Source organism: Ampullimonas aquatilis, assembly GCF_049675895.1.
GTDB classification, from domain to species: domain Bacteria; phylum Pseudomonadota; class Gammaproteobacteria; order Burkholderiales; family Burkholderiaceae_D; genus Ampullimonas; species Ampullimonas aquatilis.
In genome coordinates, this window is the sequence record NZ_CP183834.1 from 2,145,857 (window position 1) to 2,167,282 (window position 21,426).

21 protein-coding genes are annotated in these 21,426 nt (G+C 51.2%); 3 read left to right on the plus strand and 18 right to left on the minus strand.

What is annotated here, in order from left to right; genetic code table 11:
* Positions 1 to 262: 262 nt before the first annotated feature.
* Together ACMYR3_RS09930 and ACMYR3_RS09935 are read left to right on the plus strand one after the other, a co-directional pair.
* The gene (locus ACMYR3_RS09930) at positions 263 to 1,063 is read left to right on the plus strand and encodes a hypothetical protein (RefSeq protein ID WP_424191776.1); all 801 of its coding nucleotides are present in this window, start codon (positions 263 to 265) and stop codon (positions 1,061 to 1,063) included.
* Positions 1,064 to 1,237: 174 nt separating this feature from the next.
* Complete coding sequence (locus tag ACMYR3_RS09935) at positions 1,238 to 1,966, plus strand: hypothetical protein (RefSeq protein WP_424191778.1); 729 nt, start codon at positions 1,238 to 1,240, stop codon at positions 1,964 to 1,966.
* A gap of 224 nt (positions 1,967 to 2,190) precedes the next feature.
* Here ACMYR3_RS09935 and ACMYR3_RS09940 read toward each other — a convergent pair whose 3' ends face one another.
* From ACMYR3_RS09940 to ndk, 18 genes are all read right to left on the minus strand, one after another.
* Positions 2,191 to 2,742 (minus strand): DUF1415 domain-containing protein, encoded by a 552-nt coding sequence (locus tag ACMYR3_RS09940; RefSeq protein ID WP_424191780.1) that lies wholly within the window; start codon positions 2,740 to 2,742, stop codon positions 2,191 to 2,193.
* Positions 2,743 to 2,865: 123 nt separating this feature from the next.
* On the minus strand, positions 2,866 to 3,405 hold the full coding sequence (locus tag ACMYR3_RS09945; protein WP_424191782.1) for a phosphoribosyltransferase: 540 nt from the start codon (positions 3,403 to 3,405) through the stop codon (positions 2,866 to 2,868).
* Between the two features lie 66 nt (positions 3,406 to 3,471).
* Positions 3,472 to 4,776: an adenylosuccinate synthase gene (locus ACMYR3_RS09950; RefSeq protein WP_424191784.1), complete on the minus strand. Its 1,305-nt coding sequence runs from the start codon at positions 4,774 to 4,776 to the stop codon at positions 3,472 to 3,474.
* A 204-nt stretch (positions 4,777 to 4,980) separates the two neighbouring features.
* Positions 4,981 to 6,135, minus strand: coding sequence for an ATP phosphoribosyltransferase regulatory subunit (locus ACMYR3_RS09955; protein WP_424191786.1), 1,155 nt, complete (start codon positions 6,133 to 6,135; stop codon positions 4,981 to 4,983).
* 4 nt (positions 6,136 to 6,139) lie between these two features.
* Entirely contained in the window at positions 6,140 to 6,331 is a 192-nt protein-coding gene (locus tag ACMYR3_RS09960) for a DUF2065 domain-containing protein (protein ID WP_424191788.1), read from the minus strand.
* A 153-nt stretch (positions 6,332 to 6,484) separates the two neighbouring features.
* Positions 6,485 to 7,381 carry a protease modulator HflC gene (gene hflC, locus ACMYR3_RS09965; RefSeq protein WP_424191790.1) on the minus strand — a complete coding sequence of 299 codons (897 nt, stop codon included), beginning with the start codon at positions 7,379 to 7,381 and terminating at the stop codon, positions 6,485 to 6,487.
* Positions 7,382 to 7,399: 18 nt separating this feature from the next.
* Positions 7,400 to 8,698 (minus strand): FtsH protease activity modulator HflK, encoded by a 1,299-nt coding sequence (gene hflK / locus ACMYR3_RS09970; RefSeq protein ID WP_424196456.1) that lies wholly within the window; start codon positions 8,696 to 8,698, stop codon positions 7,400 to 7,402.
* A 106-nt stretch (positions 8,699 to 8,804) separates the two neighbouring features.
* Positions 8,805 to 10,019: a GTPase HflX gene (hflX, locus tag ACMYR3_RS09975; protein ID WP_424191792.1), complete on the minus strand. Its 1,215-nt coding sequence runs from the start codon at positions 10,017 to 10,019 to the stop codon at positions 8,805 to 8,807.
* A 54-nt stretch (positions 10,020 to 10,073) separates the two neighbouring features.
* Positions 10,074 to 10,313: an RNA chaperone Hfq gene (hfq, locus tag ACMYR3_RS09980; RefSeq protein ID WP_424191794.1), complete on the minus strand. Its 240-nt coding sequence runs from the start codon at positions 10,311 to 10,313 to the stop codon at positions 10,074 to 10,076.
* Positions 10,314 to 10,498: 185 nt separating this feature from the next.
* Positions 10,499 to 11,893 carry a ribosome biogenesis GTPase Der gene (gene der, locus ACMYR3_RS09985; protein WP_424191796.1) on the minus strand — a complete coding sequence of 465 codons (1,395 nt, stop codon included), beginning with the start codon at positions 11,891 to 11,893 and terminating at the stop codon, positions 10,499 to 10,501.
* Positions 11,886 to 13,037, minus strand: coding sequence for an outer membrane protein assembly factor BamB (gene bamB / locus ACMYR3_RS09990; protein WP_424191798.1), 1,152 nt, complete (start codon positions 13,035 to 13,037; stop codon positions 11,886 to 11,888). The genes der and bamB overlap by 8 nt, the downstream gene beginning before the upstream one ends.
* Before the next feature lie 16 nt (positions 13,038 to 13,053).
* Positions 13,054 to 13,788, minus strand: a complete 735-nt coding sequence (locus ACMYR3_RS09995) for a YfgM family protein (RefSeq protein ID WP_424191800.1) — start codon at positions 13,786 to 13,788, stop codon at positions 13,054 to 13,056.
* Between the two features lie 67 nt (positions 13,789 to 13,855).
* Positions 13,856 to 15,145: a histidine--tRNA ligase gene (gene hisS, locus ACMYR3_RS10000; protein WP_424196458.1), complete on the minus strand. Its 1,290-nt coding sequence runs from the start codon at positions 15,143 to 15,145 to the stop codon at positions 13,856 to 13,858.
* A 214-nt stretch (positions 15,146 to 15,359) separates the two neighbouring features.
* On the minus strand, positions 15,360 to 16,625 hold the full coding sequence (gene ispG, locus ACMYR3_RS10005) for a flavodoxin-dependent (E)-4-hydroxy-3-methylbut-2-enyl-diphosphate synthase (protein ID WP_424191802.1): 1,266 nt from the start codon (positions 16,623 to 16,625) through the stop codon (positions 15,360 to 15,362).
* 28 nt (positions 16,626 to 16,653) lie between these two features.
* Positions 16,654 to 17,850: a helix-turn-helix domain-containing protein gene (locus tag ACMYR3_RS10010; protein ID WP_424191804.1), complete on the minus strand. Its 1,197-nt coding sequence runs from the start codon at positions 17,848 to 17,850 to the stop codon at positions 16,654 to 16,656.
* A gap of 30 nt (positions 17,851 to 17,880) precedes the next feature.
* A complete protein-coding gene (gene pilW / locus ACMYR3_RS10015) occupies positions 17,881 to 18,702 on the minus strand; it encodes a type IV pilus biogenesis/stability protein PilW (RefSeq protein ID WP_424191806.1) in 822 nt (273 codons plus the stop codon).
* A 6-nt stretch (positions 18,703 to 18,708) separates the two neighbouring features.
* Positions 18,709 to 19,872: a 23S rRNA (adenine(2503)-C(2))-methyltransferase RlmN gene (gene rlmN, locus ACMYR3_RS10020; protein WP_424191808.1), complete on the minus strand. Its 1,164-nt coding sequence runs from the start codon at positions 19,870 to 19,872 to the stop codon at positions 18,709 to 18,711.
* A gap of 50 nt (positions 19,873 to 19,922) precedes the next feature.
* Positions 19,923 to 20,348 (minus strand): nucleoside-diphosphate kinase, encoded by a 426-nt coding sequence (gene ndk / locus ACMYR3_RS10025; protein WP_424191810.1) that lies wholly within the window; start codon positions 20,346 to 20,348, stop codon positions 19,923 to 19,925.
* A 348-nt stretch (positions 20,349 to 20,696) separates the two neighbouring features.
* Here ndk and ACMYR3_RS10030 point away from each other — a divergent pair, with 348 nt between their 5' ends.
* Entirely contained in the window at positions 20,697 to 21,401 is a 705-nt protein-coding gene (locus tag ACMYR3_RS10030) for a Bax inhibitor-1/YccA family protein (RefSeq protein ID WP_424191812.1), read from the plus strand.
* Positions 21,402 to 21,426 lie beyond the last annotated feature (25 nt).

Genomic DNA, 21,426 nt, shown 5'->3' on the forward strand with positions numbered 1-21,426 from the left:
ATTGGTAACATCGTGGTAGATAATATCGATTGCTCAATCAATGCTCAAGGGAAAAAATGGACGGAACTCAATCAGCTACGCCAGTTGAGCTCAAGTCTCAACAATCAGGCTCCATGTGCTTGGCGGTTCAGTGGCGGTTTCAGAAAATTGGCAGAGCAGGTACACAAGCATTCCCGACATCCCTGGCTGTCACACCCTGTCCGGCATGGCTAACGCACTTCAATAGCAAAGACTCTCCACAAGCACAACGCAGGAGCCGTTCATGATTGGCTTGCTTGGCGTGATCGTCTTTGTACTCATCACTGCATCCATGATGATTGGGCTGATCTACTTCATTGCTCGTGGCATGTTGGCAACGTTGCGCGAGCGTAAACAGTTTAAGCAACTGGCCCAACAAATCGGCTGCGAATACCTGGGCATGCAAGCATTTAATGGCACCCTGAATACCGGCAGCTGGCGAGCAATCGCGCATCATGACACCGACGAAAATACCTATACCACCACTTTCACGGCCACGTTACCGCTCCCCAAAAACAGTTACGTTGCCATTCTTTCGCACACCCTGCAAACTGAGACTGCACGTCTAGCCAAGCAACCTGTCAAGGAGCTGCCACGGTCGATGCGCTGGATCATGACAGCGGGCCTGTTTGTCGCGGCTGCTGTGGCTGATGCCGATATTGCCTTGGGTTTTCTTTTTCCAAAAGAACCAGACCAGGATCTCCCAAGAGCGCAACGTATTTTGATTGGTTCGGAGCATTTCAAGCAAAACTTTTGCGTGGTACTTAACGATACTCGCTGGATTGGCCTGATCACACCGACCCTGGAAAAGCTCTGGCTCGACTGGCCCGGTATCGATACACAGAAAATGGTCATCAAAGCCTGCGACCACCGCATGGAAATCAAGCTTTATGACCAAGGGCTCAATAACAGTGCCGACTGGCGCCACTTTATTACCCTGGGTATCCATTTGGCAAAACAAATGGAATCGCTCACTCAAGCACAAGGCAACACTCAGATTTCCCCACATTCAAGCCACGCTAATTGTGAGTTATTTGCCAACTGAGGTGGCTGGTTTGAATGCCCAGACAATAAAACTGATTGGTGTTGGTTACTGCTGCCCGACCATAGACAAGATGAGCACTGTTTGAACAAGTCGTTAGTCAGATAGGTCATGAAGGCATAATCAATAATCCATCGATATGAAAATTTCAACTTTTTTTCGATCCAGCCAATTTCCATGTTGAGTTTTCAAAGTGCCTTGATATTTTTAGTAATCGCAGCAATCCTGACCATTTTTGTCATCGGCGTGCTGATACGAGGTGCCATAACCCATTTTTTGCTGCGGCTGCGGCATCAACAACTTGCCAAAGAAATAGGCTGTCAATATATCGGCGGACTCACTTTTTTAGGTAAGCAGACTCACGCCAGCTGGCGTACCGATGCCTTCAGCGATGAGAATGCAGCCCATAGCCATTACACCTTGTTTTCAGCAGAATTGGCTCTGCCCAAGGGAACACGGTTTGCCATCATGACGCCGGAATTGCTGACAAAATTCAATCGGGACAATCAGTCTGTCATGCAAAAGGTCAAACAAACCTGGCAACAGCTGGCAGATAAAGAAATGTTGAGTCAGTCCGCCACAGTCCATGACAAAGCGGGCATCACCTCCCAGCCAGTGTTGATTGGCTCAACCCGCTTTAAAGAACAGCTATGCATGATGACAAACGATCCGCGCTGGACACAACTCGTGACTCCCGCACTGGAGCTACTCTGGCTCGACTGGCCCGGCATGGATCCCAGACAAATCACCGTGACGGCCATGAATAATCGATTGGAAATCACGATCAACGACCAGATATTGGCTGGTTGCGATCACTGGCGCCAGTTCATCCAGCTGGGACTTTGCCTGGTGAAGCAAATCACCGCTATTTCGCTAACAGCAAACGCCACTATTCAGACATCATGATATGAGTTTGCTGGTTGATTCATCACAGCGAAAAACGCAAAAACAATCAAAGAATAAGGAGTATATGTAAATACATGGCACTTCAAGTGCTTATTTATTGGCTCTGATTTTATACATATAAGGAGTATATCCTGAGTGAAATAGTCAGCACCTTGTCGCAGCGTGTTATCTACACGCTGAATCACTTTGCAGCACCAATCAGGATTCAAACAATCTGAAGCAGCCTAATCCTTACTGCTCATCAGCTTCTCCCAGCCAGCCAAACCTAAATGATTAAGCGTCTTGATATTGTTTTCGTAGATGTCGGTCGCATCGGGAAAAGCTTGCACAGCTCGCTCGATACTGTCTTCCCGCAGCAAATGCAAGATAGGATAAGGGGCACGATTGGTGTAGTTGCTGATGTCATTGGGGCCCGCATCGGCAAACTGATAGTCGGGATGAAAACTGGCAATCTGCAAAATACCATCCAGTTCGAGCTTGACCAAGGCATGGTCGGCCACATCAAGAAAATCGTTGTAATCCAGAAAATCTGTCAGGACCTGGGGATGAATCAGCAGTGTGGTGTCAAGCATTTTGGGCTCGGCCTGATCCAGCAAACAGAGTTCGTCAATCAATTGCTCCAGCAGTGCTTCGGGTTCGGTAGCTGGGCTGACGACATAGCGGATTTGCTTTTTAATATGAACCGACTTGGCAAAAGGACAGAGGTTTAAACCAATCACCGCCTTTTCGAGCCAATGAATGGTCTGGTCAATGATGGCTTGCTCAGAAGCGGACATGCGTTGCTCTCTTTAAATTTTCAATATTTTTCTGATGACCCAGGAGCCATTGCATCAGAGCTGGTTCATCATAATTGCCAGATTGGCACTTGCATCAACGAACAATCCTGAGGCCAAAGGCACTCAGGCCTTGCTACCACGCGTCATCCACGAGGCCAGTTGATGCGGCCGCAAGGAGTCGTAATCTTCAAATGGCTGATGAATCCAGGGATTGTGAGTCAGATGCTCAACGTAATAATCGGGCTTGACGTTGGAGTGTGCCTTGTACCAGACCACGCCGGTGCGCAGCTCGGTAATATCAGGATATTGACTGATCAGATGCTGACGCACCTGATCAAAGGTATTGCCAGTATCGACCATATCATCGACCAGCAATACGCGCCCTGCGAGCGAGCCACGGGTGATGGTGATGAACTGAGCGATATCGAGCTGGCCTTGCTGGGTGCCTGCGGCTTCACGATAGGAACTGGTGGCCAGAATGCCGAGCGGCACGTCAAAGATGCGCGAAAGCACATCACCTACCCGCACACCGCCGCGCGCAAGGCATAAAATCTGATCAAACTGCCAACCCGACTGATAAATGGTCAGTGCCAGTTGCTCAAGCAGTCGGTGATAGTCTTCCCATGAAACCCACAAGTCTTTTTCGGTACTGGTGCGTTCCATGTGAACCTCGCGGTGTTGTAGTGACGATTTAACTAGGCAAAGAGGATGATCAATTTCCCCATGGGCTTACTGGAAAGGATGATTCAGCAAAATCGTTTCATCACGATCCGGACCAGTCGAAATCATATCAATACGCGCACCGCACACTTCTTGCAGACGTTGCAAATAGCGTTGTGCATTGACCGGCAGTTTATTGTAGTCGCTGATACCCACGGTGCTCTCGGTCCAGCCGGGCAGATCTTCGTATATGGCTTCCACATCGGCCACTTCAACCGCGCCATAGGGCAGGATATCGCTGGCGCCATGCGGTGTTTTATAGCCGACACCAAGGCGAATCGTTTCAACGCCATCCAGTACATCGAGCTTGGTAATACACAGGCCGCTGATGCCGTTGATTTGAATCGAACGCTTGAGGGCCGCCGCATCAAACCAGCCGCAACGACGTGGCCGACCGGTCACCGAACCAAATTCACGCCCCACCTTGGCCAGATGTGCGCCAATATCATCAAACAATTCGGTTGGGAACGGGCCCGAACCAACGCGCGTGGTATAGGCCTTGGTAATGCCCAGCACATAATGCAGCTTGCCTGGACCAACGCCAGCACCCGCTGCAGCCGCACCGGCCACACAGTTACTGGACGTCACAAAGGGGTAAGTACCGTGGTCAATATCAAGCAGGGCACCTTGCGCACCTTCAAACAAAAAGTGCTGGCCTTGCGCCATGGCATCGTTGAGCTTGCGGGATACATCGGTCACCATGGGCTTGATGCGCGCCGCCAAAGCCAGTGTGGCATCATAGCTTTGCTGGAAATCCACGGCGGCAACCTTGAAATATTGGGTCAGCACAAAGTTGTGATAATCAAGCACTTCGTGCAGGCGCTCGGCAAAACGCTGTTCATCAAACAAATCCTGCAGACGAATCGCGCGACGCGCTACTTTGTCTTCATAGGCTGGGCCGATACCGCGGCCGGTGGTGCCAATCTTGGCATCGCCCTTGGCCGCTTCACGCGCCTGATCAATCGCCACATGATGCGGCAAGATCAATGGACAGGCTGCGGAAATGGACAAGCGGCTGGCAACCTGAATACCGGCGCTTTCGAGTTCATCAATTTCCTTGAGCAGGGCTTCCGGTGACAGCACCACACCATTGCCAATATAGCAGGCCACACCTTCACGCATGATGCCCGATGGGATCAGGCGCAGGATGGTCTTTTTGCCGCCAATGATGAGAGTGTGACCGGCATTGTGGCCGCCCTGAAAACGCACGACCCCGTCGGCGTTATCGGTCAGCCAGTCGACGACCTTGCCCTTGCCTTCATCACCCCATTGGGTGCCAATGACGACGACGTTATGTTTACTGGATGCTGTCATGGTGTGTAACTCAAATTGATTAAGCTGGTGAAAAGTACGCCCAGTGCGTACCCATTAGAAAACGCAAACCCTCGATTATACCAAGTAACGGCGTCATTTTTGCGTTTGCACAGTGATTGTTGTTCTGCACTGCGGTTTGACACTGCGGCTCGCACTGTGATCACGATGATGCGCCTTTGTCGGCCTGACTGGCAAGCACGTTACTCAGGCCTGGCGAGCTTGTACCTGCCATTGCCCATTGGTTTCCACCAGGACACGGTCGCAATCAAACTCTTCCAGATCCTGCTCATGGCCGGGCAGAATCTGGATCACGATTTCACCCGCATCACGCAACCTGGCAATGGCCGCTTTCAGACTGACATTCTGCAACCAGGGAGCGCGAATGGCCGGGCGCACCGCCGAGGTGGAGGACAAGCCGCTGAGTTCACGCAAGTCGAGCGAAAAGCCGGTGGCAGGACGGGAACGACCAAAAGCGGTACCAACCTGATCATAGCGACCACCACGCACCACGGCATTGGACCAGCCCGGTACGTAAATTGAAAACATGGCACCGCTGTGATAACGATAACCACGCAAATCGGCCAGATCAATAGTGACATCGGCGGGCGAACTGGTCGCCAAGGTGGCCAGCTCATCCAATGCCTTGGTAATGCCGACCAATTGGGGCAACACGGCACGTGCCTTGGCAAGCATCGCCACACTGCCATACAGTGATGGCAAGGCCAGCAAGGCTTGTTGCGTGTTCTTGCTCAGGTGTTGAGCCGCAACGGCTAAAGATTCGGAATCCTTGTCTTGCAAGGCAGAGAGGAAAGCTTGTTCAGTCTGGGCATTCAAGCCAGTTTCAGCCGCCAAGATTGCCTGCAAAATACCGGCGTGACACAAGTCCAGCCGCAACTGCTTGATACCGACCAGCTGCAGACAGTCCAGTGCAATCTGTTGAATTTCGAGATCCGCTTCCAGCCCTGCATGGCCATAAATTTCACAGCCGATTTGCAGGGGCTCGCGGGTGGTATGAAACCCCTGGGCACGGGCATGCAATACCGAACCGGCGTAGCAAAGACGGGTCACACCCTGGCGATTGAGCAGATGCGCGTCGATACGCGCAACTTGCGGTGTGATGTCGGCGCGCAGCCCCATCATGCGGCCCGACAACTGGTCAACCAGCTTGAAGGTACGCAGATCGAGATCGTGGCCCGTACCAGTCAACAGGGATTCAACATATTCGAGCATCGGTGGCGCGACCAGTTCGTAGCCATAGGTACGAAAGCGATCCAGCATCAGACGACGCAGCTCTTCAATCTTGCGCGCTTCGGACGGCAGGATGTCGGCAATATTTTCAGGGAGTAGCCAGGCAGGCATGATGTCAATTACCCGTAATAATCAGTAGCAGGACCAGACCGATGATCATGGCGGTCAGTCCAAAAAAACGAATCTGCCCATCTTCCATCTGCACCAGTTTGACAAAGGTCTGACGCCATTTATCTGGAAACAGAAAGGGCAATATACCTTCAATGATCAGCATCAATGCCAGTGCGGAAAGCAGATTTTCGAGCATGAGATGGTTTGGTAAGTAATAAGGGGTATATGAAACAAGCTAACAACTACGCACCTGAGTAAGCCATTTTACCATATACCCCTATCAAGTATCGTATTTTAGGCACATCACCAAGGCAGGGCACCATGCGTCGCAATAGAGATTAAATAGAGATTATTTACCGGCTTTGGCAGCCGCACCCACACCACCGGTTCCTTTGAGGAAGCGGAAGAAGTCAGTGTTGGAATCAATGACCAGCATATCGGTCTTGCTTTTAAAGCTGGCACGATAAGCTTCCAGACTGCGATAAAAAGCATAAAACGACGGGTCCTGGCTAAATGACTGCGCATAAATGGCCGAGGCTTTGGCATCGCCCTCACCCTTGATGTTTTGCGCATCACGATAGGCTTCGGCCAGAATCACTTCACGTTGCTTGTCGGCATCAGCGCGAATCTTTTCTGAATCAGCCGCACCCGTGGAACGCAGCTCATTGGCGACACGCTTACGCTCGGCTTCCATGCGGCGATATACCGACTCGCTGATTTCGGCCAGCAGATCCACCCGCTTCAAGCGTACATCCACAATTTCCACACCAATGGATTTGGCATCGTCGCTGACCTTTTCACGGATCGCTGTCATGACTTTGTCGCGCTCACCGGATACCACCTCACGCACCGTGCGCTTGGTGATTTCTTCATTGAGTGCCGACTTGACCAGTTGATGCAAACGGTCCTGGGCACGCCGTTCATCGGTATTAAAACTGATGTAATACTGACGCGGATCGACAATGCGCCATTTGACGAAGGAGTCGATCAGCACATTCTTTTTCTCGGACGTGATGAAACGATCGGCATCGGGCGTGTCAATCGTCAAAATACGTTTTTCAAGTTTGACCACATTTTGAAATGGGGGCGGCAATTTGAAATGCAGACCCGGTTCGGCAATCACATGCTTGATTTCACCAAGCGCAAATACGATCGCATATTCACGCTGATCCACCACAAACACGGTGGAAGCAAACACAATAATGGCAACGACCGCAGCCAGAATAAATGAAAAAGTCTTATTCATAATGTTCTCCATTCACCATTAACGAGAGTCACGATCACGATTGCGCAAGGCTTCGCGGGAGTGATCGTAGTCACTGGTATTGCTGGATGAATTAAAGGGTGCACTGGAACCACTGCTATTGCGTGATGGAATCGACTCGCCCTGAATCACGGTTGGACTACCCGAGACACCGGCAGTCGGTGCCATAGAAGTGACGGCCTGAGCCATCAACTTATCGAGTGGCAGGTTGAGCAGATTGTTACCATTTTTGGTGTCGATCATGATCTTGCTGGTATTGCTGTAGATCTGCTGCATGGTCTCGATATACATGCGCTCACGGGTTACCGCTGGGGCTTTTTGATATTCGGTCAAGACCTGCTTGAAGTAGTTCACATCACCCTCAGCAGCCGCCACACGACGCGCACGATAACCTTCGGCTTCCAGAATCAAGCGTGATGCCAGACCACGCGCCCGTGGAATCACATCATTGGCGTAAGCCTGGCCTTCATTTTTTTGGCGCTCACGATCCTGTCCTGCTTTGACCGCATCATCAAAAGCAGCCTGTACCTGCTCAGGTGGCTGAACGTTTTGCATGGTCACGCTGGACACCAGAATGCCCACTTTGTATCGATCCAGAATTTGTTGAATGGCCGCACTTAAATCAATCGCAATTTTTTCTCGGCCTTCATATAGAACAAAGTCCATCTTGTTTTTGCCAACGATCTCGCGCACCGCGGTTTCAGCCGCCTGCGCAACCGTGGCTTCAGCATCCTTGTTATTGAAGATGAACTCACCTGGATCTTTGAGACGGTATTGCACAGCAAATTTGACGTCAATGATATTTTCATCATCGGTCAGCATGGAAGACTCTTTCAGGCCGGTTGCCTTGATCATGCTGCCGCGGCCAATCTCGACCGAGCGCACGCGCGACTGGTCAACAATTTCATGACTTTGAATCGGATAGGGCAAACGCCATTGAAAGCCAGAACGGGTGGTGTATTTGTACTTGCCAAACTCAAGCACCACACCAACCTGGCCTTCCTGAACAATGAAAAAGCCACTGGACAACCAGATCAGCGCCACGACCGCTGCAATCACGCCCACGCCAATACCAGCACCTTTCATGTCAGGTAAATTCGGCAGGCCATTACCCCCATTGCCACCGTTACCACCACCTTTATTGCTGAACAGGCGGCTCAGCTTGCGATTGAAATCGCGCCACAGTTCATCCAGATCGGGCGGACCATCATCGGGTTTGCGTTTACCGCCCGCCCCGTTCTGGTTGTCACCACGACCCCATTTAGGATCTTCAAGATTGAAAATACCAGTGACTGGCATTTTTTTGGAAGACGGCAAAACGCGCAATAGCGGGTTCAATATACGGCTCAATCGGACTGAATTCATTATGCTTGAATCATTCATTCTGGTTGATAAATCGGTGTTCTCAGCGCAACTGCTTATGGCCAGGATTCACCGCATTGTCGGCAGCCTGCGCTGCTGCAAAACTTTGTGTGTCCGCTTGCCACGACAAACGGATATCTTCTATTTCTTCTACCTGCGGGCTGGCAATCTGATCAGCATGCTGTTGGGCATAATCACCCATCACCGTACGTAATTCAGACAGACCCAAACCCTCTTTGGCACTCATCAATACCCGATTGACTTTACCATATTCATCAGCGCGATCGACTCGTACTGAAGGCATGGGAGTAATTGCATCAATCTTGTTATAGACCAGTAATTGCGGGATCGTATCCGCACCAATTTCAGCCAATACTGCATTCACTTCGGCGATCTGCTCATCACGGTTATCACTGGACGCATCCACAACATGCAACAGCAGATCAGCATTCACGGTTTCTTCCAGCGTTGCGCGAAAAGCCGCCACCAAAGTGTGCGGCAAATCACGGATAAATCCAACTGTATCGGACAACACAATCTGACTATTTGACTCCGGCAAATAAAGCCGCCGTGATGTGGTATCGAGCGTGGCAAACAGCTGATCAGCAGCATAGGCCTTGGCTTTGGTCAGACTGTTGAAGAGCGTCGATTTACCTGCGTTGGTATAGCCCACCAAAGATACGGTAAAGGTATCGCGACGTTCCCGAGCCCGCCGTTGAGTAGCTTGCTGCTTGAGTAATTTAGCCAGCTTGGACTTAAGCATCTTAACCCGTTCACCCAGCAAACGGCGGTCGGTTTCGAGCTGAGTTTCGCCCGGACCACGTAAGCCAATCCCACCTTTTTGACGTTCCAGGTGAGTCCAACCACGCACCAGTCGTGTGGCCAAATGCTGTAACTGCGCCAGCTCAACCTGCAACTTGCCGATATGGCTTTGCGCCCGCAAGGCAAAAATATCCAGAATCAGACTGTTGCGATCAATCACCCGCACCTTGACGACTCGCTCCAGATTGCGCTGCTGAGCGGGTGACAAGGCATGATTGAAAATCACCAGATCGATCTCTTCATCCTTGACCAGCTGTGCGAGTTCATCGGCCTTGCCTGAACCGATAAACAGTGCCGCATCAGGTGACTGGCGCCGCCCTGTCAAAATAGTCGTGTAAGTGGCCCCGGCACTGCTCGCCAGTAAACCAAGTTCAGATAGACTGGCTTCAAAATCGAGCTTGCCGAAATCGACAGCGACTAAGGCGATGCGATTCAATGAAATAGGCGCAGGCACAAGCGTACAGACACGCTTGCTCCAGCTGCAGAGATGTTAGGCATCAGTCTCGCTAGCAGGTGCCAGATTGACTGCACGTGCCGGCACAACAGTAGAAATGGCATGCTTGTAAACCATCTGAGTGACAGTATTACGCAACAGGACCACATATTGATCAAACGACTCAACATGACCTTGCAGCTTGATGCCGTTAACGAGATAAATAGATACAGGGATGTGCTCTTTACGCAGCGCATTCAGAAACGGGTCTTGTAATAACTGCCCTTTATTGCTCATGGAAAACTCCAGTTTGTTATTTTTGAATAAATCAGAGTCACAAGACTAACACAGCTCTTGTTACAACTGAGCTTGAATTTAAAATTTTTTCGATTGAAACTCTTGATGAGAAACATTTCAATCAACAGCCTTTTCCAAGCAAGGCCTGTTCCCTTTACAGCCATTTTGTACCACAATTTTGCAGCTTAGTCCTGATCTACAAAAGGATTACGAGAAGTTTTGAACTCGATCCTCATCGGAGTCCCCACCAACGAAAAAGTTTCACGGAATCGACCTTCAAGATATCGTTTATAGCTATCCGTCACACCATCCAAACCAGAACCATGCACCACCACAATCGGTGGATTGGAGCCTCCCTGATGCGCATAGCGCAACTTGGGACGGCTCAATCCTTTGCGCTTGGGGGCTTGATACTCCACTGCAGCAATCAGGGCACGAGTCAATTTTGGTGTAGAAATTTTTGCAAACGCCGCTGCATAGGCCTCATTGACCGAAGTCAATAAAGCGCCAATACCTGTATTTTCCTTGGCCGAGACAAAATGAAAACGGGCGAACTTGAGAAAATTGAGTTTACGTTCGAGATCCATTTTGGTGCGTTCACGCACGTGACTATCCAGACCATCCCATTTATTGATACCCACCACCAAGGCTCGGCCACTCTCCAGAATGAACCCCGCGATATGGGCATCCTGCTCGGAAATATCCTGTTGCGCATCCAGCAACAACAGCACGACATTGGCATCCGAAATTGATTGCAGGGTCTTGACGACGGAAAACTTTTCCACCGCCTCAAACACCTTGCCGCGTTTGCGCAGACCAGCCGTGTCAATCAGCGTGTAGGGTTTACCGTTTTTTTCAAAATCGATATAGATCGAATCGCGCGTGGTGCCTGGCATATCAAATGCAATCACCCGTTCTTCACCCAACAAGGTATTGACCAAGGTCGACTTGCCCACATTAGGACGGCCCACAATCGCCAACCGTATCCGGCCTTTTTCACCGACGGTGACTGGTGCATCAGCACCTGGCTCGTGATTGGCAAAGCGTTGATGAATTTCGGCCATCGCTTCGTCAATCAGGTCTTTGACACCATCGCCATGTGCGGCAGAAATTGCTCGTGGCTCACCCAGACCAAGCTCATAAAAATCAGCAGCCACGGCACTGTATTTCATGCCCTCGGCTTTATTGACAACCAAAAATGCAGGCCGTCCAGATTTACGTAACTCTTGAGCAATCGTTTTGTCTTGCGGTGACAGACCATTGCGTCCATCCACCAAAAACAGCACAAAGTCAGATTCATCAATTGCCTGGCGCGACTGTTTGGCCATCTGCGCCATGATGCCTTCCTTGGCTACTGGCTCCAGCCCACCAGTGTCAATCACGATGAAGGGATGCTCACCGATCCGGCCTTCACCATAGTGACGATCACGGGTCAACCCTGGCAAATCCGCCACCAAGGCATCGCGTGAGCGAGTCAGCCGGTTAAACAGGGTGGACTTGCCCACATTGGGGCGGCCCACCAGTGCAATCACGGGTTTGAAGCCGCTGGCACCACGAATATTGGGACTACTATCACTCATTATTAAAGGCGACCAACGCGCCACCGGTAGATTGGATGATTACTGCCTTGTCGGCCAGCACAGGCTGTGCCAATACAGGCTTGCCGTCAGTCGGCATGCGTGACAAATACGTGCCATTTTCACGATCAAACCAGTGCACATAACCCTGCGCATCGGCGATGACCACGGCACGACCTACTGAGAGTGGTGCTGACAGACTGCGATTGAGCAATTGGGTGTTTTTCCATACCGACGCCCCACCCTCGCGGGCAAAAGCATAAATCACCGAACGTTCATCAGCCACAAACAAAAAACGGGTATCTACTGCCACACCATGTTGGGAGGACATATCCTTGGCCCAGTTGAGCGTGCCATTCACGCCATCAAAACAGGCAACCCGACCATGATAAGTGGCGGCACAAACATCACGCCCCACAATGGCAGGTGCACCGGCCACATCAGCGACGCGCTCCAACTCAGTCGTACCTTTAGGATTGGCAACCGTTGATTCCCAGCGCACCGTGCCGCTGTTTAGCAATACGGCCACCATCTTGCCGCCCGGAAAGCCCGTGAATACACCATTTTGAACCATGCTCAGGCCCGCAGCGGTACGCAAGGTCAAAGAGGCAGCAGGCCGCTGATAAGACCATTTTTTCTTGCCTGTATCGGCATCCAAAGCAGTCAACTGGTTATCGAGTGTTTTAACAATCACCAGGCCCTGTCCGACGGCAGGTGCTGCCAACATTTCGGTGGCAGCCTGGCTACGCCATTTTTCTTTACCGGTACCACTATCCAGCGCAATCACTTCACCTTTGGCAGAGCCCACCACCACCAGTCCATCCGCCGCACCAACACCCGCCGACAAACCGGATTTATTGGCCTGACTATGCCAGGCCTGTTTACCCGTCGCCAAGTCAATGCGAGTGACATAGCCATCTGCACTGGCAGCATAAACTGCACCATCCATGGATACCGGGCTAAATGCATAAGCACCACTCTGTCCAACCGACACTGACCAGAGCACTTTGGTACTCAGAGTAGGAGTCAGATTGACCAGTGCTGCCGGTGGATTGGCTTGTTTCTTGGATGAAAAAATGGAACAGCCTGACAATACCAACGCTGTTGACACGGTACCGAGCACCAGCAGACGGGAGATAGGACGCATAGTTATCCTTTTGTTCTTATTTTGCAGCAGGTGCTGCGGCTTGATCGACAGCAGGTTTATCGGTGACTGGAGCAGCAACGGGTTCCGCAGTCAGGTCACCGGTCAAATCCAAAGGCACTGCAAGTATCTGGAGTTTTTGCTCAACCAGGCTGATAAAGCCTGCAGCCTCTTCACGATCAAGCACTTTTAACAAAGCCTGATCATAAGCTGCCTTGGCTTCGCTCTTTTTACCTTGTAAGAGCAAGATGTCACCCATGCGATCAGCAAACAAAGCCTCATAGGCGGCGGGCGCTTTACCACTCACTTGCTTGAGCGCTTCATCATAAGCTTTTTCATCGGCCAACATACCGGCCAAACGCAATTTGGCGATGTATTGATAGGCTTCATCCTTGCCATGCTCGGCAACCCATTGCAACCGGCTTTTGGCATTGGCGGTATCACCGGCTTCGCTGAGTGCTTTCGCGGCCAGCACACCACCCATATCGGCATAGGGTGTGCTGCCATATTTTTCGGCCAGATCCGTGGCTACTCGGACCACACGCGCATTGTCCTTGGCACTGACGCCGCGCTCCAACTCTTCGTACAGCAAAGAAGCTTGCTGGGTTTGCGAACGCTGATACCAGAGCCAGCCATTGTAGGCAGCAAAAGCCAGCAAGACGGCAGTGACTGCCGACATGACCAGATTGCCATGCTTGTTCCACCAGATCTTGATGGCGTCGATTTGTTCTTGTTCCTGATGATCGTAACTCATATTGTTTTGATATCCGAGATTATGGGAATAATCCACCGAAGCGGATTGAATGCATTAGTGGACAGTCTTACTCTGCCTCATCGTCGTCAGCCAGCAGCACATCAAAGATCGCCTCAGCCACACTCGTCTGAGCGACTCGCCATTGTGCTTGACCTTCCTGCTGGTATTGCTCGCGAAGCCACTTTAAAGTGACTTCACCATTGACCACTTCATCATCACCAATGATAACGGCGCAGTCGGCGCCACTGGCATCGGCCTTTTTCATTTGCGATTTGAAACTGCCCTGCTTGCCATCGGGATTGCAATGCAGCACCACATCCAGCATCACATCACGTAACTGCTCGGCCAGAACAAAAGCCACTTTCTGCGCAGCTTCACCCTGATGAATGATGTAGACATCACAGCTGGCCGCATCGGTTTGCCAGTTGAGTTCTTTGAGTAACTCAGACAAGCGCTCCATACCGATGGCAAAACCAACAGCAGGTGTCGGCTGCCCACCCAAGATTTCAATCAGACCATCATATCGCCCACCGCCGCAGATAGTACCCTGAGCCCCCAGTGAATCGGTAATCCATTCAAACACGGTGAGGTTGTAGTAATCCAAACCGCGTACCAGGCGCGGATTGATACGGAAATGAATATTGGCATTCTTGAGCAAGGCTTGTACACCCATAAAGTGCGCCATACTCGCTTCACCCAGGTAGTCAGACAATTTTGGCGCCGCCTCAACCATGGCCTGCATCGCTGGATTTTTGGTATCCAGAATGCGCAAAGGGTTGCTATGCAAACGCCGCTTGGCCTCTTCATCCAGCACATCCACATGCTGCTCAAAATAAGCGATCAAAGCCTGTCGGTGTGCCAAGCGCTCTTCCGTTGAACCCAGTGAATTGATTTCAAGACGCACATGCGGGCCGAGATCCAGCTCATCCCACAGGCGTTGCAGCATGATGATCATTTCAGCATCAATGTCAGGTCCGGCAAAGCCGACAGCTTCCACATCGAGCTGATGGAACTGCCGATAACGGCCACGCTGTGGGCGCTCATGACGAAATACGGGCCCCATTGAATACAGCCGCTGCGGCGCGTTATAGGTCAGATTATGTTCAATGACCGAGCGCACCACACCGGCGGTAAATTCAGGCCGTAAAGTCAGCTTTTCACCATTGAGCGCATCTTCAAAAGAGTACATTTCCTTTTCAACGATGTCAGTCACTTCACCAATGCCACGTGTGTACAAACGGGTTTCTTCCAGCACGGGGGTGCGGATCAGGCGATAGCCATAACTCTTTAACCAGGCACGCAGGGTTTCTTCAAGTTGCTCCCAGCGCGCAGAATCATCAGGCAACAGATCATTCATGCCACGCAAACCAGGAATTTTTTGTGGCTTGGCAGCAGCTTTGCTCGCAGATTTGCCAGAGTTGGATTCAGGCTGGGGAATGGGTTTGTTTTCGACAGACATCAGCAGGACTTTATTTGTTATTCAATTTATACCCCAGGAGGTATTTTTTTCAAGGTCTATTATACATACCTAAGGCATAGCAAAATCACATATACCCCCACTAGCCAGCTGATCAGACAACAGCACGCGCGTAGGTACGATGCACGTATTGCTCGACGATGGTCTGAAACTCTTCGGCGATGCGTTCACCCTTGAGGGTCACGGTTTTTTCACCATCCACAAAAACCGGTGCAACCGGTGTTTCGCCAGAACCTGGCAAGGAAATACCGATATTGGCTTGTTTGGACTCCCCAGGACCATTCACGACACAACCCATGACGGCCACATGCATGTTTTCAACACCAGGAAACTGATTTTTCCAGATGGGCATCTGATCACGCAGATAAGTCTGAATTTTTTCAGCCAGCTCCTGAAAAAACGTGGAAGTGGTGCGGCCACAGCCAGGACAGGAAATCACCATCGGTGTAAAAGAACGCAGCCCCATGGTCTGCAAGATTTCTTGCGCGACAATCACTTCTTTGGTACGCGCCCCACCCGGCTCGGGCGTCAGCGAAATACGGATCGTGTCACCAATGCCTTCTTGCATCAGCACTGACAAGGCCGCAGTGGAAGCCACGATACCCTTGGAACCCATACCCGCTTCGGTCAGCCCCAAATGCAATGGGTAATCACTCCGACTGGCCAGTTCCCGATACACGGCGATCAGATCCTGTACGCCCGACACTTTGCACGACAAAATGATTTTGTCACCTGCCAGACCCACGGCTTCGGCCTGGGCAGCGGATTCAAGCGCCGAAGTAATCAGCGCTTCATACATCACATGCTGCGCATCCCAGGGAATGGTGCGTCGCGCATTTTCATCCATGATCCGTGCGAGTAACTGCTGATCCAGACTGCCCCAATTTACACCAATCCGCACCGGCTTGTTGTAGCGACAGGCAATCTCGATCATCTGAGAAAAATTATCGTCGCGCTTGGCACCCCGCCCCACATTGCCTGGATTGATGCGGTACTTGGACAACGCCTGTGCGCACTCAGGATAATCCGTCAACAGCTTATGGCCATTGAAATGAAAATCACCCACCAGCGGCACATTGATGCCCATGCGATCCAGCTGCTCACGAATCCGTACGACTTCGGCTGCGGCTTCTGGCGTATTGACGGTAATGCGAACCAGCTCTGAACCTGCCTGCGCCAGCTCTTTAACCTGAATGGCGGTCCCGATGGCATCAGCCGTATCGGTATTGGTCATCGACTGCACCACAATCGGTGCGCCGCCACCTACTTCGATCTGATGATCGCCATAAGCAATCGTAACCTTGCGCGTTGAGCGGCGTAATTGGCCTGAAGAATAAGGCGATGACAAAACTGAATTCATGCTGGGATCGACTGCATTCATGGCGTGATTAATCGAGCTTGAGTTTGGCAACCGCACCCTTGACAAAAGGGTTCAGATCATACGCCTGTCCCTTATAGGTCATGCTGATATTGCTGGCATTGCCAAGTACGAGCTTGTAAGGGCCGGGTTCACTGATGACTTTTTCACTACCGGCCTGAAATAGGCCATAAGCCAAGTCCTTGCCTTCTGCATTTTTGATGGAAATCCAGGAATCTCCGGAAAACTTCAAGACCATCACGGTAGCACCACTATCTGGCGTGTTGCTCACCGGCACAGTGCTGGTCGCAGTGCTGATATTCGTCGGCATAACGGCCGGAATATCGCTTGGTGGCACTGGTGTTGTCACCGTGGCGGTCGTCACTGGCTGGCTTGACAAGGTCGTACTGATTGCCATACCCGGTGCAACTGTCGCGCCATCAGTACCGGCTGCCGGTAGCGCCGCAGTGGCAGCAGGATTAGTCGATACTGAATCAGTGGACGGGGTCACTTCAGTAGCTAGTGTCGACACTGTCGGCGCCACCTCAGAAACCGTTGTGGCTGAATTTGCCGGAGCCGGAGGTGCAATGGCAACCTCGGAAGCGGTGCGAGAGAGTTGTGGTGCGGTAATGCCATAACGCGTTAACCAGCCACTGTTGAGCGCAATCACACCACCCACCGCCAAGATGAGCATCAAGACACCCAATAAACGTGTCACAGACATGGCTGACGTTGCATTACGGCCTTTACCAAATGGATCCGTATTGAGCCGTGGCGTCAGCACTGACATGATCGTACTGGCGCCCTTGCTATCCGACTTGAATTCACCCAGACCCTGGCTCCTGCGCGTTCTGGTTTGCTTTTGATTACCTTTGATCTGCGCCTGATACTCATCCAGCTCTTCATGTAACTTGCTCGTCACCAGACTTTCATCAAGATACAGCGCTTTGGCATAGGCCCGCGCAAAAGCACGAATATAGGCAGCTTCCGGCAAAACGGCAAAGTCACCGGCTTCCAGCGCACGGATCTGTTTTTCCGAGAGTTTGAGTCGAAATGCCATTTCAGCCGCAGAAATACCCAGTTCCCGACGTTTACTGGCCAGCAACTGTCCAGAAGAAACTGGCATTACGCTGTCCGGATCCATCTGCGTGGGTGGTGCAAAATTCATATGCTGAAATACGGTCGTCTGTTCCAAAGGCCGGGTTGATCTTTTCAATACGCCGCTCATAGCAAACCTCTTTGATTACCAATTACCAAGTTAATCCACCAGCTCGCCGCGATCCAAGGCCAGCGCCTGGCGTGAATTAGGATACAGTTTTTTGAGCTGAGTTATCAGCACAGTTTCGGAAGCCCGATCACCGGCTGCACGTTCAATCTTGATACCCAACAACAATGACTCCGGTGTGGGTGTCACATTGCTACCTTGATAGGCACGTCGCCCATAAAAGCGGGCCCGCTCCAGATCACCACGGCGCAAATACAGGGTACCCAGATTAAAGTTGGCCAGCGGATTGGATGGTTCCAGCTCAAAGCCTTTAGCAAAGTAACGCTCGGCACTGGGCAAGTCACCCATCTTCATGCTGCAGATCCCTGCATTGACATAGGCCTTGGCTGCGGTATTGAGCACAGGCGTCTGAGTCGCCGCCAAAAATAAGGGAATCGATTCCTTGATACGAGCCGTCTGGCACAAGAACCAGCCATAGTTATTGCTGATATCCGCATTACCCGGACTCAATTTGAGCGCGTATTGAAAGCTTTCTTCAGCCTGCCGGTTATCTTGCTGCGACATGTAAATCAGACCCAGCATGCTATAGGCCTCGGGCAGGTTTTGATCGGATCGCAATGCTTCCTTGATCTCACCCAGTGCCACATCATACTGGCCCTGTGCATAGTAATTGGCAGCCAGTTCAACCCGAATCCGCGCTCGTCGCTTGGCATCATCCTGCGTCGACAAAGTACCGGTTGGCGTCACGCTCTGAGTCGGCTGCCCATTGGCACCGCCCTGTTGGGCTTGCTGACCCGCGCAGCCCACCAACAAAACCACCACGCTACTGACCAAAGACAATAGAGTACGACGCATAGACTTTTACCGGTTGAGTAAATCGGTTGAATGAATCGGAATAATGCCATTTGCCAAACCAGGCACACCCTGTCTGGCAACCCGTTCTTTAAGTCGGGTACGGTCCTGCACTTCACCTGCCAGCTGGCCGCAAGCCGCATCAATATCATCACCACGCGTCTTGCGTACGGTCGTCACCACACCAGCCTCAAGAAGAATGGATGAGAAGCGGTGAATGCTTTCATTGCTAGAACGTTTCAGTCCTGACTCCGGAAAAGGATTGAAAGGAATCAGATTCAATTTGCAAGATACCTGGCGGGTAATCGCCACCAGTTCACGCGCATGCTGTTCGGTATCATTGACGCCATCCAGCATGCAGTATTCAAAAGTGATGAAGTCGCGTGGTGCAAATTCCAGATAGCGATTGCAGGCAGCAAGCAATTCGGCCAGCGGGTGCTTTTTGTTGAGTGGCACCAATTCATCACGTAGTCTGTCATTGGGCGCATGGAGCGATACTGCCAACGCCACCGGACATTCCCGCGCCAGCCGATCCATCATCGGCACCACGCCCGATGTCGACACAGTAACACGTCGCCGCGACAAACCATAGGCATGATCATCCAGCATCAATTTGAGCGCAGGCACCAGCGCATCAAAATTGAGCAAAGGTTCGCCCATTCCCATCATCACGACATTGGTGACCGCACGTTGCCGATCACCTTTTTCATCCTTGCCAAAACCATCAAGGCATTGGTTCGCCCACCATAGCTGCCCGACAATCTCGGCGGTTGTCAGATTGCGGCTAAAGCCCTGCTTACCAGTCGAGCAAAAACGACAATTGACAGCACAACCAGCCTGCGACGAAACACACAAGGTGCCACGACTGGTTTCAGGAATAAAAACCATTTCAACGGCATTGCCCTGCCCCACATCAAGCAACCACTTGCGCGTGCCATCCTGGGAAATGTGATCAGAAATCACATCAGGCGCAGTCACCATTGAAGAAATTTGCAGCTTGTCGCGAAAGGATTTGGCCAGATCGGACATTTCGGCGAAGTCCGCCTGACCAGACTGGTGCAGCCAGTGCGACAGCTGGCGTGCACGAAAAGCTTTTTCACCCATGGCTGCACAATAGCCTTCGAGCCCGGAAAGGTCGAAACCAAGTAGATTGGTTTTAGCAGCTGGCAACATGGGTGATGGAATGCGCTTTCAGTCCCGAATTAACGTGCTTTGTAATGTGCTTAACGTGCGTAGACATTCAATGCTGGAAAGAAATAAGCGATTTCGTTTTTCGCAGTTTCTTCAGCATCGGAACCATGCACAGCGTTGGCATCAATGCTATCAGCAAAGTCAGCACGGATGGTACCGGGTGCCGCTTTTTTAGGATCAGTGGCACCCATCAGATCACGGTTTTTCAGAATCGCGCCTTCGCCTTGCAAAACCTGAATCATCACTGGACCGGAGATCATGAAATCAACCAGATCCTTGAAGAAAGGACGCTCACGGTGCACAGCGTAAAAGCCCTCTGCCTCGGCACGTGACAGTTGCGCCATCCGTGCAGCAACCACTTTCAGGCCAGCGCCTTCAAAGCGGGCGTAGATTTGACCAATAACGTTCTTGGCAACTGCATCTGGTTTGATAATGGACAGGGTTTGTTCGATGGCCATAAATACTCCGAAAAATAATGATGAAAATGTGAGTTGTAAGATAATTGCAAAGAATAATTGTGCTAAAAAATACAATTAGAGATTACTTCCAAATGTAACCCTCAATTCTAGCATGCCGTTGTTGCCATGCAGTACGACATTAGCAGCTCACGATGACAGTCTGACTGACAATCCCAATTCGGTTGAAATTTGATACCAATGCTTTGGGAACCAAAAACCAGCAAAGCAAGTCATAATGGCATTCCAATCAAATTCTGAGAGATTGCCCATGTAAGATAAGTCTGGGATTCATCAATGCACCGCAAAGTTCTGTCTCAGTTTTTTATTTTTAGCCAATTCGAGGAATCTATGAATAATCCTTTACCAAGCAACCAGCCCTACTCCTATGGCGGTGCCACGGGCGTGGCGGTACGCAATAGTGTTTTGCGCAACACTTACTGGCTCCTGGCCTTGTCCATGCTTCCCACCATGTTGGGTGCCTGGCTGGGTGTGAGCATGAATATCAATCTGATGGGTGGCAGCCCGTTCATGAGCTTTATTCTGTTTATGGCGATTGCGATGGGCTTTATTTTTGCCATTGAAAAATTCAAAAACAGTGGCATTGGTGTCGCTTTACTGCTCGGTTTTACCTTTTTCCTGGGTTTGATGCTGGCGCCGATGATCGGCATGACCTTGGGCAGCTATCGCAATGGCAGCACCATCATCATGATGGCTGCAGGTAGCACAGCTGCCATTTTTGGCGTGATGGCCACCATTGCCACCGTGTCCAAACGTGATTTTTCCGGCTTGGGCAAATGGCTGTTTGTTGGCCTGATCCTGGCAATTGTAGCTTCAGTAGCCAATATCTGGCTGCAACTGCCAGCCCTGATGCTGACGATTTCAGTCATCTCCACCGCCATCTTCTCGGCTTACATCCTCTATGACGTGCAGAGTATCGTCAATGGCGGTGAAACCAACTATGTGAGCGCCACCCTGCGAATTTATCTGGACATTTACAACATCTTTGCCAATCTGCTTGCCATCTTTGGCATTGTGGGTGGTGACCGCGATTAAGTTTTTGCATCCCCGACCAGCCCAT

Coding starts and splice junctions, on each gene's coding strand:
- ispG (WP_424191802.1), bottom strand. CDS start 16,625: ATGAATTCAGTTTTGTCATCGCCTTATTCTTCAGGCCAATTACGCCGC.
- ACMYR3_RS09930 (WP_424191776.1), top strand. CDS start 263: ATGATTGGCTTGCTTGGCGTGATCGTCTTTGTACTCATCACTGCATCC.
- ACMYR3_RS09960 (WP_424191788.1), bottom strand. CDS start 6,331: ATGCTCGAAAATCTGCTTTCCGCACTGGCATTGATGCTGATCATTGAA.
- ACMYR3_RS09955 (WP_424191786.1), bottom strand. CDS start 6,135: ATGCCTGCCTGGCTACTCCCTGAAAATATTGCCGACATCCTGCCGTCC.
- hfq (WP_424191794.1), bottom strand. CDS start 10,313: ATGAGCAATAAAGGGCAGTTATTACAAGACCCGTTTCTGAATGCGCTG.
- hflC (WP_424191790.1), bottom strand. CDS start 7,381: ATGAATAAGACTTTTTCATTTATTCTGGCTGCGGTCGTTGCCATTATT.
- hflK (WP_424196456.1), bottom strand. CDS start 8,698: ATGCCAGTCACTGGTATTTTCAATCTTGAAGATCCTAAATGGGGTCGT.
- ACMYR3_RS09940 (WP_424191780.1), bottom strand. CDS start 2,742: ATGTCCGCTTCTGAGCAAGCCATCATTGACCAGACCATTCATTGGCTC.
- ACMYR3_RS09945 (WP_424191782.1), bottom strand. CDS start 3,405: ATGGAACGCACCAGTACCGAAAAAGACTTGTGGGTTTCATGGGAAGAC.
- rlmN (WP_424191808.1), bottom strand. CDS start 19,872: ATGTTGCCAGCTGCTAAAACCAATCTACTTGGTTTCGACCTTTCCGGG.
- pilW (WP_424191806.1), bottom strand. CDS start 18,702: ATGCGTCGTACTCTATTGTCTTTGGTCAGTAGCGTGGTGGTTTTGTTG.
- der (WP_424191796.1), bottom strand. CDS start 11,893: ATGAGTGATAGTAGTCCCAATATTCGTGGTGCCAGCGGCTTCAAACCC.
- ACMYR3_RS09995 (WP_424191800.1), bottom strand. CDS start 13,788: ATGAGTTACGATCATCAGGAACAAGAACAAATCGACGCCATCAAGATC.
- ACMYR3_RS09950 (WP_424191784.1), bottom strand. CDS start 4,776: ATGACAGCATCCAGTAAACATAACGTCGTCGTCATTGGCACCCAATGG.
- ACMYR3_RS10010 (WP_424191804.1), bottom strand. CDS start 17,850: ATGAGCGGCGTATTGAAAAGATCAACCCGGCCTTTGGAACAGACGACC.
- ACMYR3_RS09935 (WP_424191778.1), top strand. CDS start 1,238: ATGTTGAGTTTTCAAAGTGCCTTGATATTTTTAGTAATCGCAGCAATC.
- hisS (WP_424196458.1), bottom strand. CDS start 15,145: ATGAATGATCTGTTGCCTGATGATTCTGCGCGCTGGGAGCAACTTGAA.
- bamB (WP_424191798.1), bottom strand. CDS start 13,037: ATGCGTCCTATCTCCCGTCTGCTGGTGCTCGGTACCGTGTCAACAGCG.
- ACMYR3_RS10030 (WP_424191812.1), top strand. CDS start 20,697: ATGAATAATCCTTTACCAAGCAACCAGCCCTACTCCTATGGCGGTGCC.
- ndk (WP_424191810.1), bottom strand. CDS start 20,348: ATGGCCATCGAACAAACCCTGTCCATTATCAAACCAGATGCAGTTGCC.